Origin of the sequence: Alcanivorax borkumensis SK2 (assembly GCF_000009365.1) — a bacterium.
In the GTDB taxonomy this organism is placed as follows: Bacteria; Pseudomonadota; Gammaproteobacteria; order Pseudomonadales; family Alcanivoracaceae; genus Alcanivorax; species Alcanivorax borkumensis.
Genome location: NC_008260.1, coordinates 170,529 through 184,459 on the forward strand (window position 1 = coordinate 170,529; position 13,931 = coordinate 184,459).

The 13,931-nt window shown below is 56.0% G+C and carries 14 protein-coding genes; 8 read left to right on the forward strand and 6 right to left on the reverse strand.

Translation table 11 applies throughout. The annotated features are described in order from the left end of the window. Positions 1-143: 143 nt before the first annotated feature. Together ABO_RS00815 and rd are read right to left on the reverse strand one after the other, a co-directional pair. Positions 144-1,292, reverse strand: coding sequence for a rubredoxin--NAD(+) reductase (locus tag ABO_RS00815; protein WP_011587459.1), 1,149 nt, complete (start codon positions 1,290-1,292; stop codon positions 144-146). Positions 1,293-1,341: 49 nt separating this feature from the next. After that, entirely contained in the window at positions 1,342-1,506 is a 165-nt protein-coding gene (gene rd / locus ABO_RS00820) for a rubredoxin (protein WP_011587460.1), read from the reverse strand. A gap of 236 nt (positions 1,507-1,742) precedes the next feature. Between rd and ABO_RS00825 the strand changes: the two genes are divergently transcribed. The 4 genes from ABO_RS00825 (at position 1,743) to phoR (ending at position 5,742) form a co-directional block, all read left to right on the forward strand. Then, positions 1,743-2,357, forward strand: coding sequence for a chorismate--pyruvate lyase family protein (locus ABO_RS00825; protein ID WP_011587461.1), 615 nt, complete (start codon positions 1,743-1,745; stop codon positions 2,355-2,357). A gap of 82 nt (positions 2,358-2,439) precedes the next feature. Then, positions 2,440-3,312, forward strand: coding sequence for a 4-hydroxybenzoate octaprenyltransferase (gene ubiA, locus ABO_RS00830; protein WP_011587462.1), 873 nt, complete (start codon positions 2,440-2,442; stop codon positions 3,310-3,312). Between the two features lie 325 nt (positions 3,313-3,637). Continuing rightward, positions 3,638-4,342 (forward strand): phosphate regulon transcriptional regulator PhoB, encoded by a 705-nt coding sequence (phoB, locus tag ABO_RS00835; RefSeq protein WP_011587463.1) that lies wholly within the window; start codon positions 3,638-3,640, stop codon positions 4,340-4,342. Positions 4,343-4,431: 89 nt separating this feature from the next. Next, positions 4,432-5,742, forward strand: a complete 1,311-nt coding sequence (gene phoR / locus ABO_RS00840; protein WP_011587464.1) for a phosphate regulon sensor histidine kinase PhoR — start codon at positions 4,432-4,434, stop codon at positions 5,740-5,742. A gap of 186 nt (positions 5,743-5,928) precedes the next feature. On the opposite strand, the gene recG is transcribed toward phoR, so the two are convergent. Beyond that, a complete protein-coding gene (gene recG, locus ABO_RS00845) occupies positions 5,929-8,040 on the reverse strand; it encodes an ATP-dependent DNA helicase RecG (RefSeq protein WP_011587465.1) in 2,112 nt (703 codons plus the stop codon). A gap of 120 nt (positions 8,041-8,160) precedes the next feature. Beyond that, complete coding sequence (locus tag ABO_RS00850; protein WP_035461615.1) at positions 8,161-9,063, reverse strand: hydrogen peroxide-inducible genes activator; 903 nt, start codon at positions 9,061-9,063, stop codon at positions 8,161-8,163. Positions 9,064-9,200: 137 nt separating this feature from the next. On the opposite strand from ABO_RS00850, the gene ABO_RS00855 reads away from it, so the two are divergent. From ABO_RS00855 to ABO_RS00870, 4 genes are all read left to right on the forward strand, one after another. Then, the gene (locus ABO_RS00855; protein WP_011587467.1) at positions 9,201-10,028 is read left to right on the forward strand and encodes an NAD-dependent epimerase/dehydratase family protein; all 828 of its coding nucleotides are present in this window, start codon (positions 9,201-9,203) and stop codon (positions 10,026-10,028) included. A gap of 376 nt (positions 10,029-10,404) precedes the next feature. Continuing rightward, positions 10,405-10,896: a 5-(carboxyamino)imidazole ribonucleotide mutase gene (gene purE, locus ABO_RS00860; protein ID WP_011587468.1), complete on the forward strand. Its 492-nt coding sequence runs from the start codon at positions 10,405-10,407 to the stop codon at positions 10,894-10,896. Positions 10,897-10,940: 44 nt separating this feature from the next. After that, positions 10,941-12,047: an ATP-grasp domain-containing protein gene (locus tag ABO_RS00865; protein ID WP_011587469.1), complete on the forward strand. Its 1,107-nt coding sequence runs from the start codon at positions 10,941-10,943 to the stop codon at positions 12,045-12,047. A gap of 118 nt (positions 12,048-12,165) precedes the next feature. Further along, positions 12,166-12,744 carry a TVP38/TMEM64 family protein gene (locus tag ABO_RS00870; RefSeq protein WP_035461613.1) on the forward strand — a complete coding sequence of 193 codons (579 nt, stop codon included), beginning with the start codon at positions 12,166-12,168 and terminating at the stop codon, positions 12,742-12,744. Between the two features lie 97 nt (positions 12,745-12,841). On the opposite strand, the gene ABO_RS00875 is transcribed toward ABO_RS00870, so the two are convergent. Both ABO_RS00875 and ABO_RS00880 read right to left on the reverse strand, forming a co-directional pair. After that, complete coding sequence (locus ABO_RS00875) at positions 12,842-13,078, reverse strand: DUF2789 domain-containing protein (protein ID WP_011587471.1); 237 nt, start codon at positions 13,076-13,078, stop codon at positions 12,842-12,844. A gap of 179 nt (positions 13,079-13,257) precedes the next feature. Next, positions 13,258-13,644, reverse strand: a complete 387-nt coding sequence (locus tag ABO_RS00880; RefSeq protein WP_011587472.1) for a RidA family protein — start codon at positions 13,642-13,644, stop codon at positions 13,258-13,260. Positions 13,645-13,931: the final 287 nt, after the last annotated feature.

A 13,931-nucleotide genomic window follows, 5' to 3' on the forward strand; every position in this document is an offset into this window, starting at 1 on the left:
AGGGGCAAGCGTCAAATTGCAATACGGAAATAGGCCATGCAAGCCAATGACTTCTATGGCTGTTCCATAGTGTAGCGCGGGGCAAGAGAATTCGTCTCGCTTACTTATCCCGCCCGCGCCCTGTCGCTAACAGCTTGTGGCTGTTACGGCATTATTGCCGGTAGTTCCTTGTTGAGCTTCATTTTCTCTTTGACCGCTTCACCGGTGAGCGCATAACCCAACAGGCTGCCATCCTTGCTACGGAACAGAGCCTGCACGGTATTACCCTCGGCTTCCACTTCCCAGGCGCCTTCGCTGCCTTCTGCAGCAGGGCATACCACTACTGGGCATGCCGGGGTTTTAATGGTTACCGGCATGACGCCGTAGCTGACTTCAGTGGTCTCACCCGCGAGGGTTTTTGCCAAGGCACGGGCAGACGCCATTAACGGTAGAACGTAGGGAAGCACATGGCCCTGCACCTCAGCGCAATCGCCCAGCGCATAGATATGCTCCGCGCTGGTACGCAGGCTCTTGTCGGTCAGGATGCCGCGATTGGTATCCAGCCCTGCTTCCTTGGCCAGGCTGATACGCGGGCGTAGACCGATAGCCGATAACACTACGTCGGACTCCAGTTGGCTACCATCGGACAATTCGGTCACCAACTGGCCGTTATCGCCATGATGTACAGCCTTGGCCAATGGGCCAAAGTGGAACTGCACGCCCAGATCCGCCAGCCCACGGCCCACCGCCTCTGAGGCTTGCTCAGGCAGTAGCAATGGTAGGCAACGGCCCATGGGCTCAACCAAAGATACCTTGAATCCGCCGTTGGATAAGTCGTTGGCGAATTCACAGCCGATCAGACCTCCGCCGAGGATGGTCACGGTCTTCTTGCCTTCCACGGCTGCTCGGAACTTACCGTAGTCCATTAGATCGTTGACGGAAAACACTTCGCCCACTGCATCGCCTTCCAGCGGCGGTGTCCAGGTGTCGGCACCCAGCGCCAGTACCAGTTTACTGTAGTCCAGGTGGTCATCGGGCAGCAGTACGCGCTTGTTAGTGGCATCAATGCCGGCTACATGCACGCCAGTGCGAACGTCAACATTGAGTTGCTCAGCCACTTTTTCCGGGGTAGCCATGCACAGGTCATCGGCGGTTTTCCCCTTGCTGAAGCCGGCAGACAACATAGGCTTGGAATAGTTACGGCCGTCGTCTGCGGTGAGCATGACGATGGGGGTTTCTTTGTCCAGCTTGCGGAATTCCTTGACGGTGTTGAAACCGGCCAAGCCGGTGCCGACGATGACAATAGGATGCATGAGTAATCCTTAACAATTAATGGACAGGCGGAGTGACTGAGGTAGTGGTTTAAATTTCTACCATTTCAAAGTCGTCCTTGCCCACGCCGCAATCGGGGCAGACCCAATCTTCCGGCACGTTGTTCCAGGCGGTACCCGGCTCAATACCCTCATCGGGCAGACCTTCGGCTTCGTCATAGATGAAACCACACACTACACATTCCCACTTCTTCATTGTGAACCTCGTCAGGTAAAGTAAGCTCTTACTTACTGTGCTACATACAGGGCGTTCTCAGGGGGCGTTAACCTATCGGCGTAAGGCAAAAAAATCAATGCCAGCCGGCACCGTCTTACATAAGCTCAAGGTTGCTGTTCTCTGATTCCTGAAGCACTAGGGCGCCGCTTGCTCTACCGTAAGACATGGGCCATAGTCCTGCCGCCCGCGATAGTGCGCGATATCATGAGAGAGCCATGTTGCCTGCTGCCCTGCACCCCGATAGCCTTTGGCGCCCACTGGAACAGCTGGTACTGCCCCCGATTATTCGGGACTGGATGGCTGATCCAGACTCTCTGACACGGCGTCTCAAGCGCTACGGCCACTTCAGCGTGGTTCCCGGCCTACATGCTATTGCCTTACCTCGAGCCGATGAACGGCGGCTGTTATCGCTGCCGGTAAGGCGCGCTGCATTGATCCGTGAAGTGACACTGCATCTGGATGATACCCCGGTGGTTGCTGCCCGCAGTGTGCTGCCGCTCACTAGCCTTGCCGGTGCAAACCGCTCCCTGGGGCACATGGGTAGCCGCTCCCTTGGCCTTGAACTGTATAACCGCCCGATCTGCCAGCGGGATCAGGTGTGGGCCCGACTCGCTTCGACTGACCAACATCATTCGCTATGCTGGGGTCGCCAATCGCGCTTTATCAAACGCGGCGCGCCCCTGCTGGTGGCGGAGTATTTTCTGCCCGCGCTGTGGGAGAAGCTGCACGTCGCACGTTGTGTGCAAGCGTCGTGGCTACACGACAAAGCTTATCTCTATGCATCTATTAGGGGAGAGCCCACGGACGCGGTGCGGTTGTCGCGTTTTTAATTGGTTATCCTCCTGGCTCGTGCCTTGAAACTTGTCGCTTGTCGTTTGAAACTCATCTTCGCCCTGACAACTCGGATGCCCCATGTTTGCCTTTGTTGAACAGCGTTACCCGACTCTCTGGCCCTACATTCAGTTAATGCGCCTTGATCGCCCCATCGGCACGCTGTTGCTGCTATGGCCCACGCTGTGGGCGGTATGGATTGCTGGGGCCGGTACGCCGAGCCTGACCGTTATTGTGGTTTTCTTTCTGGGCGTGGTGATCATGCGGGCGGCGGGGTGTGTGATTAATGACTTTGCCGATCGGAATTTCGATGGCGACGTAGAACGTACTCAGGGACGTCCGCTGGCCACCGGTGCACTCAGCGCCAAACAGGCTCTGGCCCTGTTTGGCGGCTTAGGTCTATTGGCTTTTGGGCTAGTGCTGTTTCTCAATGAGCTGACCTTTTGGCTGTCTTTCGGCGGCTTGGGCCTTGCAGTGCTTTATCCCTTTACCAAGCGTTTCACTTTTATGCCCCAGCTTTTCTTGGGCGCTGCCTTCAGCTGGGCCATCCCCATGGCGTTTGCCGCTGAAACCGGTGAAGTGCCGGAAATCGCTTGGCTGCTGTACGTGGCCAATGTGCTGTGGACGGTGGCCTACGACACTGAATACGCTATGTGTGACCGTGAAGATGACCTGAAGCTAGGCATCAAAAGCACCGCCATCCTGTTTGGCGATGCCGACCGCCTGATGATCGCCATCCTTCAAGCCCTGACACTATTGGCATTGATTATGGTCGGCCACCGGCTGGGTTTTTCCTGGCCCTGGTACGCCGGTTTGGTTGGAATGAGCCTTAGCTTTGCCTTTCAGCACAGCTTGATCCGCTACCGTGAACGCTGGCCCAGCTTTCACGCATTTCTGAATAATCATTGGGCCGGAGCATGCGTGTTTATCGGGTTGTATTTTCAGTATTTTTGAATCGCTACAAGTCCCCTATAGCGGGGGTGTCTTAGAGTGCCACCTAATGGTGTTCGGCGCCGCGATTCAAGGGGGACGAAAGGGATAATTCGGTCCACCTGAGCGGCTAATCGAGGGCATATTATTACCGTATCTTAAGGCCTGGCGTGTGTTGTCGTTTGTGGCTTGGGGCTGTCGCCAGATGGTTGCAGGCCTTCCGTTCGTCTTAACCTGCGTTGTTGCGTGGCGGGGCTCTATCTGTCATACACATGTCATAAAAAAGCAATCTAATAGATAACATCCCGAGCGGCACACGCCACTCACAAGACAGGCAAGGAAGGAAGCCATGTCCCGAAACCGTATATTGATTGTTGATGACGAGCCTGCTATTCGTGAGATGGTCGCCGTCGCCCTTGAACTGGCCGATTTCGATGTGCTGGAGGCAGAGAATGCCCAACGTGGCCATGAGATCATCGTCGATGAGCGCCCGGATCTGGTGCTGCTGGATTGGATGCTGCCGTCGGTCACGGGTATCGAACTGGCCCGCCGGCTGAAGCGTGATGAGACTACCAACGAGGTGCCCATCATCATGCTCACTGCGAAAAGCGAAGAAGATAACAAGATTCAAGGGCTGGACGTTGGCGCCGATGATTACATCACCAAACCCTTCTCCACTCGTGAACTAATCTCCCGCATTAAAGCCGTGCTGCGGCGCGCGTCTAGTGTCGCGGCGGAAAAGGCCATTGAAGTAGAAGGTCTGTGCCTGGACCCGGTGAGTCACCGCATTAGCGCCAACGATTCTCCCGTGGACATGGGGCCCACCGAATACAGGCTGTTGGAATTTTTCATGAGCCACCAAGAGCGGGCCTATTCGCGCACCCAGCTACTGGACCAAGTATGGGGTGCTAACGTCTATGTGGAAGACCGTACCATCGACGTGCATATCCGCCGTCTGCGTAAGGCGCTGGCTCCCTTCGGCTACGATCGTTTTATTCAGACCGTGCGCGGTACCGGCTACCGGTTTTCAGTGAAATCGGCCAAGGCAGGTTGAGACGGCAGGCATGCGGCTGCCTATACTAGGCAGCGCCGTCGGCCCCCCCGATACCGGCTAACGAGCAAAGTAATTGCGGTGGAATACCCATGAAAGCTAGCTTGGCCAAGGAAGTTAATCGCATTGCCGGCCTGATATTTCTGGCCGCTCTGGCTGCCCTGGCAGTGGGCCACACTTGGCCACTGCTGGTAGGGCTGGGGGGCTATATTATTTGGAGCACCCGGCAACTGTTCGCCCTGTACAGCTGGCTGGTGCGCGACGATCATACCGAGCCACCGGACAGTATCGGGCTGTGGGGTGAGTTTTATACCCGCCTTGAGCACTTGTTCCAAAAAGAACGTCGCGCCCAGGAAAACCTGCAAGGCATCATCCACCGCGCCCAACAGTCAGTGAACGCCCTTGACGATGTAGTCATCCTCATCGACCAACACGGTTATCTGGAATATTGGAACCATGCCGCCGAACGTGCCATGGGCTTTAATGCGAGCCAAGATCTGGGCCAGCCACTGACGAACCTGATCCGCCATCCTCGGTTTACCGGTTATCTAAGCAAAGGGGATTTTCAGGACCCGCTGGAAATCCCTTCACCGGTGAATGACAACCGTATCCTGCAGTTCCGCGTAACTGAGTTTGGTATCGGCGAACAATTATTGATCGCCCGTGACGTTACGCGGCTGCATCACTTGGAACAAATGCGCAAAGATTTTGTAGCCAATGTGAGCCATGAATTAAAGACGCCGCTTACCGTACTCAAAGGCTACCTGGAAACCCTGCTCGATACCCTCCCGGAAGAACAGGCCCGTCTGCGTCGCGCATTGATGCAAATGGACAATCAATCCAACCGCATGGAAGCCCTAGTCGCCGATTTGTTATTACTGGCCCGATTAGAAGGAACGGAAGCTGACAGTGTACGTCAGGCGGTACCCGTTCATGGCATGCTTAATCGGATGAAAGAAAATGCGTTGGCTATAGGCAGCGACAAGGATCACCAGATCGAGCTGGATGTTCCTCTCGACGCACGCTTGATCGCCAATCCGGCTGAACTGGAAAGTGCCTTCGGCAATCTGATTACCAATGCAGTGAAATATACGCCGGCCAACGGCACCATCCGTATCCGTTGGTGGCAAGATTCTTGCGGCGCGCACTTTTCTGTCACAGACAACGGGATTGGCATCGACCCCGCCCACATCCCGCGCTTAACGGAACGTTTTTACCGGCCAGACAATAGCCGCGTTACAGAAACCGGGGGCACCGGCCTGGGCCTCGCCATCGTTAAACACGTAATGATTCGCCATGATGGGCGCTTGGAAATCGTCAGCGAACTGAGCAAGGGCAGCACCTTTACCTGTCATTTCCCGGCGGAGCGGCTGGTTAGCAAGCCAACGGCAGTGGCGGGTTGAATTTCAGGTTCAAGAGGTGTGTTTCTAGCCGGCTGTTGAAATCTCTTTTGTCAGGACGTTCTCAACATTATTGTTTTCGAGAATGGTATGTTTTGGCTTCGGTTTTTTTGCTTTATAAAAAGGAGCAAGACCCCTTTGTCATTCCCCGGTGACAACGCCCCTGATCTTGGGGATTCTTCGTTTGTGTCAGATGTCGGCAAAGTTCTGCCCGCCCTTTAGCCAGCGACGTAACAGGGGGTCGATCCACTGTGGGTAGTCTTGCATTAGTTTGTTGGCGATCTCTTTGGCGGGCTCCATTAACGCTTCATCACGAACCAGATCGGCGATGCGAAAGGCCAGGTCGCCGGTCTGGCGAGTGCCCAGCCATTCGCCGGGTCCACGTAGTTTCAAATCTTCTTCGGCAATCACAAAACCGTCGGTGGTATCGCGCATTACCGCCAGGCGTCGCTTGCCAGTATGCGATAGAGGGTTTTTGTATAGCAGTAAACAGTAGCTTTGCTCGGCTCCACGGCCTACGCGACCGCGTAACTGGTGTAACTGCGCGAGGCCCAACCGTTCGGCGTTTTCCATTACCATGAGGGTGGCGTTGGGTACATCCACGCCCACTTCGATGACGGTGGTGGCAATCAGCAATTGCGCTTCTCCCCGCGAAAAACGTGCCATACGCTCGGCTTTTTCTTTCGCCTTCATGCGCCCGTGTACCAGCTCCACCTTCAGCTCCGGCAAGGCGATCTGTAATTCCGCAAATGTTGCTTCCGCTGCCTGAGCCTGCAGTTCTTCAGACTCCTCAATTAAAGTGCAGACCCAGTAGGCCTGAGTGTTTTTCTTTTTAGCAGAGGGACGGCAGGCATCGTTAATGCGTTCGATTACTTGGGGGCGTCGGCTCTCGGGAAGCACCAAGGTGTCGATGGGCTTGCGGCCCGGTGGCATTTCGTCGATCACGGATGTGTCCAGATCGCCATAGACGCTCATGGCCAGGGTGCGGGGAATGGGCGTGGCGGTGAGGACTAATTGGTGGGGAACCTGAATGCCATGGGCGTTATCCTCGCGCCCTTTTTCACGCAGGGCCAGCCGCTGCTGCACACCGAAGCGGTGCTGCTCATCAATGATGGTGAGCCCAAGGCGATGGAACTGTACGGCCTCCTGAAACAAAGCATGGGTGCCGACCACGATGTGCGCACTGCCATCGGCTAGCGCTGCGTTGGTTTCCCGGCGGGCTTTTACGCCGAGGCTGCCCGCCAGCCAGTGTACTTTTATACCCAGTGGCGCCAGCCAGTGGTGGAAGTTTTCCCGATGCTGTTCCGCCAGCAGCTCCGTAGGTGCCATTAACGCGACCTGATAGCCGGACTCAATGGCGGCAAGGGCGGCGGCGGCGGCTACCAGGGTTTTGCCTGAGCCCACATCGCCTTGTACCAGACGTAACATGGGGTGGGCTTGTTTCATGTCGCCCATCAGCTCACCGATGACTCGTTTTTGGGCGCCAGTGAGGTTAAAGGGTAGGCTATCCTGTAGTTTTTCAAACAGTGTCTGCCCGCCAAGGCGCGGGGCATGGAAGGCTTTCTGTCCGGCGCGTTTTTGCAGCATGCCTAATTGGTGAGCCACCATTTCTTCCATCACCAGCCGTTTTACTGCCGGATGTTTGCCTTCCAGCAGTAAGTTCACCGGGTCATCTGGTCGTGGATTATGCAGTTTGCTCAAGGCGTCGGCTAAGCTGGGCAGGCCGCTCTGATCCAGCAGTTGGGCAGGAATCAGCTCTTGGGGAGGGTGCGCCTGTAGGTATTTCAGGGCCTGCCCGGTGAGGTTGCGCAGGGTTTTCTGACTGACACCGTCGGTGGTGGGGTAGACCGGGGTCAATGCTTTTTCCAGTGGCGGCAGGCCGCTGTCAGCATAATCTAGCTGGTATTCTGGATGATAAAATTCCAGCCCGGCGGAACCAGGACGGGGCTCGCCATAGACGCGAATAGTCCGCCCGCGCTCTAGGGTGTTCTTCTGTGCTGCGCTGAAATGGTAGAAACGCAGCGTCACCATGCCGGTGCCGTCAGCCACTTTGCAAAGCAGGGAGCGACGTCGGCCAAATATCACATCGGCGGCCATTACTTGACCCTCGATGACCACGCCGGTTTCCGGGCGCAGGCTGCCGATGGGGGAAATGCGAGTGCGGTCTTCGTAACGGAACGGTAGGTGGAAGAGCAGATCTTCTAGGTTATGCAGGCCCAGCTTGGCCAGTTTTTCCGCAGCGGCGGGGCCGACGCCCTTGAGGCGGCTCAGGGGTAGGCTGGAGAGGGAGTCACCGGCCATGATGTTAGGTCGCCATAACCGCACCTGTTGAGGTGCAGAGGGTGCTTGGAGGCGTGCCGGCAAGTCGGTTCGCATCGCTACAGGAGCTCTTACAGGGAAAAACCGGCCTGTTCATCGTTGTTATCCTGACAATCCTTCCTTGGGTACGGCCTGTCGCAATACTTCGATTGCTTTGGGGCGTGGGAAGCTATCGCGCCAAACTAGCGCGATGGTCCGCGAGGGCACTGGTTCTTCAAATGGACGAACCGCAAAAGTGTGCTTGTCGTATCCATGTTGGTGCAAGGCAGAATTGGGCAGCACGGTGATGCCCAGGCCGCCCGCGACCATATGCCGCAAAGTCTCTAGCGAGCCGCCTTCGATTTGCACCAGGTTGCGTTGGTGTTGAGAATCGATGGCGGGGCACAGTTCCAGTACTTGGTCGCGGAAACAGTGGCCTTCACCGAGCAATAGCAGAGTCTCGCTAAGCAGTTGTTCAGGTGCAATTTTCTTTTGCTTGGTCCAGGGGTGGTCTGCCGGTAGCAGTACCGAAAAAGACTCCTCGTACATGCGCGCACGCACCAAACCACCACCGGAGAATGGCAGGGCAACGATGATGGCGTCCAGCTCGCCGTGCTCTAACTTGCGCCGCAATACGTGGGTGTAATTCTCTTCGATAAATAGCGGCATTTCCGCTGCGGCTTTGCGGACCCGCGGCACCATGGTGGGAAAGAGATATGGGGCAACGGTAAAGATTGCGCCAACCCGCAGCGGTGAGCCAAGCTGATCGCGCTGGCTCATTGCCATCTGGGAAAGTAGGTCCGCCTGCTCCAGCACGCGCTGGGCTTGCGCGATAATGGGTTCGGCCTGAGGCGTAACCACCACTTCCCGGGGGCGGCGCTCGAACAGTGGCATGCCCAGCTGCTCTTCCAGTTTTTTAATGGCAGCACTCAGGGTTGGCTGGCTTACGTTGCAGGCTTGGGCCGCGTGGCCAAAGTGGCGTTCCCGGGCTAAGGCGACCAGATAGCGAAGTTCTGTTAATGTCATGGCATTGATACACTTATTCGATTGAATACCATTGTGCATATTAACGGCGTCGTACGCTAGGTGCCGGATGACTAACGTAAGAACAGCCTGCGTTCGCCATCCGGCATCGGGTTACTGGCGGTACGCAAGGAGCCTTCATGTCTCATATTTTGATTGCCGGTCTGGGTGACCTAGGCAGCGGCTTGGCCAAACAATTAATCGTAGACGGGCATCGCATCAGTGCCATTCGCCGCGGTGAACAGGCGCCGGGTGGAGTGGAATTGTATAGCCAAGATTTGACTGTAGGGGTGGCCATGCTACCGCCGGATCCGGTGGATTTACTTGTCATCATCATGACTCCGAGCGAGTACAGTGAAGAAGGGTATTTGCAGGCCTATGTACGGGCGCCGCTAATGTTATTGGATGCTCTGGAAGGCCAGCAGCCGCTGCCCCCTGTAGTGTTTGTCTCCAGTAGCGCGGTGTTTGGCGACGTGGAAGGGGTGGTCAATGAGCTAACCCCTCCTCGTCCGAGCCGCTATAACGGCAAGGTGCTGCTCGCGGCGGAAGAGGAAATTAGCACTCGTAGTCTGAGTACTGTGGTGCGCTTTACCGGTATTTACGGGCCGGGACGATATCGGCAGATCGACAAGGCAGCCAGATTGGCCCGTGGCGAAGAAAGTCTACCTGCCCCCCAGTGGACCAATCGGATCCACCGTGACGATTGCGTGGGGCTACTGCGTAGCGTGGTGCTAGGCTGGCTGGGTGGCCATGAAATGCCACCGTTGGTGATTGGCACCGATGCGGTGGGCGGCCGTAATCTGGATGTATTGGAATGGTTGGCAGACCAGCAAGGGTTGACCTTGGCGGTGCCGGATGAACCGGCAGTGGGCAAGCAGGTGACGAGCCTATATATCCAGCAGGGCCATTACACCCTGCAATATCCCGGCTATCAGGACGGCTATGCTCAGGTGTTGGCAGGGAGGTAAGCGGCCACATGACTTTATCCTTGAGTGAATCCAATGCAGTGTCTGCGCATCATTTCTTATTCGGGATGATGCGGCGGCGGCATTTCAAATAATGATCATGGCCCGTTTTGTTTTGTGGGTTGTCGCTTACGCCTCTGTTCTGTAATTGAAGGGAGTTGCGTGGGCAGGCGGCAAGGGCAGAAGCGCATTCCCAACCAAATCACGCTAAAATCGCCATCTGTCGGCTGAGAGCTTCATCGTCGATCATTTTTTCGTCGATAGACTTGCCTCCGGCGCTGGCATTAGTAAAGTGTGCGCCTCAATTTTTTCTGTGTTGGCGTGGCTTGGTTCTGATGCGCCCGCAAAAGCCTGTAATGGGCGCAATGGAGTAATGCGAATGAGCACGCCGGTTGCCGTGGTAATGGGCTCCCAATCTGACTGGGAAACCATGAAAGAAGCCTGTGACGCCCTGACCCATTTCAATGTGGGCTGGAAAGCCGAGGTGGTTTCGGCCCATCGCACGCCCCAGCGCATGTATGATTTTGCCAAAAGCGCCCATGAAAATGGCTACAAGGTGATCATTGCCGGTGCCGGCGGTGCGGCCCATTTGCCCGGTATGATTGCGTCTTTGACCCCGCTGCCGGTGCTGGGTGTGCCGGTGAAAAGCCGCACGCTATCCGGTTGGGATAGCCTGCTGTCTATCGTGCAAATGCCCAAAGGCGTGGCGGTGGGTACGTTGGCCATTGGCGCGGCGGGGGCCTGGAATGCGGGCCTGTTAGCTTCGCAGATGCTGGCGACGGAAAATCCGGCGTTGTTGCAGGCGATTGCCGACTGGAAAGCCACCCGTGCGGATGAAGTGTTGGCCAATGCCGAGCTGGGGCAGGGTTAACTCCCTGCGCTGCTCCTTTCCTTGTTTGCTCTGACGGATCTGCTATGAATCGCGTACTTGTTCTCGGTGGTGGCCAGCTTGGCTTGATGATGGCAGAAGCTGCGGCCCGTTTGGGTCTAGTGGTAGACCGTTACGATCCCGAGCGGGCGCTGCTGTTGCCGGGTACTTCTGATTTGGCTGTGCCGATTAGTTGGGAAGAGTGCCAAGAGCGCTACCCGGTGATCACCGTGGAACGTGAAGCGTTTCCAGAAACCGGTTTCTCCGCTGAATTAGCCCAGAGTGATCGCTGTGTAGCGCGCGGGGCCCTGCAGGTCATTCCCGATCGATTTACCCAGAAAACCATGTTGGACAAGCTGGGCATTCCCACTGCCCCTTGGGTAATGCTGGACCAGGCTGAAGATTTGCCTCGTGCGGTGGCGGACTTTGGTGGTGTAGTGGTAAAAGCCCGCAGTGGCGGTTATGACGGGCGGGGCACCTGGATCGTCGGCGAAGGTGGTGATTTGAGTGCAGTGCCTGCTGTTGAGTTGGCTGGCAAAGCGATTGTAGAACAGAAAATTCCGTTCCGCCGCGAGCTGTCCATTGTCGGCGCGCGCAGTATTACCGGCGAAACATTGTTCTACCCGTTGACCCGAAACTGGCATGTGGATGGCATTCTGCGCTTGAGTCTGGCACCGGCGAATGCCTGTTCCGATCTGCAGGCGCCGGCGGAAATAATGCTCAAGTGCATTATGGAAGAGTTGGATTATGCCGGCGTCATGGCGGTGGAGTTTTTTGAAGTGGATGGCCAGCTGATGGTCAACGAAATTGCCCCGCGGGTACATAACTCCGGGCACTGGACCCATGAAGGTGCGGATTGGTCTCAGTTTGACCTACACGTTCATGCTTTGGCCGGCGTACCGCTCCATGCTCTGAATGTGCATGGCTCGTCTGCCATGGTAAATCTGATCGGTACTCCATTTGAAAACGCCTGGCTCCAGCATCCGGGTGTGGTGCACTGGTATGGTAAAAGTGTGCGTCCGGGCCGCAAGGTGGGTCATGCTAATCTCGCGGCCTCCTCTCTGGACGATTTGCGCCAGGGGCTTGATGCCTGGGCTGATGTCCTGCCGGAGGGGTATCAGCAGGTGCTGGATTCCGAGCGGGCTCTGGGCTGAAAAACCAAGATCTCAGCTTCAACGTGAAGCTGGGAATCAATAGCCTTTTACTCCTTCACGCTCTTCCCCGTCTGTAATGATTTACACTGAATTACTGACCCTTTCTGGAATTGTTGTTGTGGCGCTTTCTTTTTCACTCGCTCGCTATCGCCGTTTGATTATGTTGGTCGTGATATTGGCGCTGGTGTTGATAACGGTGGAGCTGTCAGGGTTGCGTGAGCAGATGTCAGTGTCGTTTCTGCGGGCGCAGCTTGAAGCCAACCCGGTGAGCGGGTTTATCGCTTTTGTTGTGGTTTTCGTGATTGGTAATCTTATACAGCTACCGGGCTGGATTTTCTTGGCGGCGGCCATTTTGGCTCTGGGTACGGTGATGGGCGGGCTAGCAACCTATGTGGCAGCGTGCATTTCTTGTCTGGCAACCTATGTGCTGGTGCGTGGGCTTGGGGGGAGTGCGTTGCGCGACATTCAGAACCCTTTCGCTAGGCAAATTCTGGCACGCTTGGACAGCCACCCAATACGCAGTGTCGCCTTGTTGCGTTTACTATTTCAGACGATGCCTGCGCTTAATTACACGCTGTCGCTCAGCGGAGTAAAATTACGTCACTACATGCTGGGTACTGTGATTGGGCTACCGGTGCCCCTGCTGCTCTACTGTCTATTCTTTGATCGAATACTGTTGCTACTGCCGATTGACTAGTGGCAATCGTCAACACGGTGTAGCACCGGGGAAGGGGCTTTTAAGCTTGCCTTACCTAGCAGAACTGCACACCTAAGGAATCTCCGCTGGGCTACTATCAGTGCCTTAACAGCGCGCTGAGGGTATCTACGGTCTCTGCCCACTCTGCGTCTTCGCGAACCGCTTCGACGAGAAACTTTGACTGGGATTCGTTCCAGAAAGGGGCCTGGTGTAGGTGCATGCTGTCGGCGAGCGTGCCGCCATGCTGGTGGATGAAATCTTCGATGTCGTGGTCGCTGCTGGCGAGCCCGAGCTGATCAAACAAGGTGTTGAGGTCGCGGGTCGCGGTATCCATATCGCTCTCCCTAGATGTTGCCCGATTAACGAAAACGGGCGTTGGCCCGCTGACCGTTTTTACTATGCTGCGCTTTTTGAAACGTACTGTCTCCCCCTCCTTTCGGAGGGGGTGAGCTAACAAAAACGCTCGTAATGGGCGAGCGTGTGCGTGGCATAGTAGTGTGTTCAGCAGGGGGGCTAGGCGATATCCAGGATGCCGTCCATTTCCACGCCAGCGCCCTTGGGTAGTGCGGCCACACCGATGGCTGCTCGGGCCGGATAGGGCTGGCTAAAATGTCGTGCCATCACTTCATTGACAAGCGCAAAGTGGCTCAGGTCGGTGAGGAAGATATTGAGTTTTACGATATCCTGCAGGCTGCCTCCGGCTGCTTCGCAGACGGCTGTCAGATTGCTAAACACCTGCTCAATCTGCGCTTCCATGTCCCCATCAATCAGTTCCATCGTGTCTGGTACCAGTGGAATTTGGCCTGATAGGTAAACGGTGGGGCCAGCCTTGATGGCCTGGGAATAGGTGCCAATGGCTTGTGGGGCCTTGTCGGTGCTGATTACAGAATGGTTGGACATGGTCTGAATCTTCAATAGTTGAGCTGTTGGCTGGATGCCATTGAGCGAGCAGAATAATTTAAGGCCGTTATGCTTGCATGGGATGCCCTGAGGCGCAACCAAAAGAGCGTTAGAGGATAGCACCGAGTCAAGTTGGTGCGAACGTACAGGTAAACGGCTTGTCCGCTCTCAAAGTGAGACCGCCTCCATATTATCGTTCATGCCACAAGGACGTTGCCTGTGATGAGGTGGGAGGCCTCGGTAACCGTCAGAACGCTCCGAACTATCAGCGCGTAATAGGGAACGTT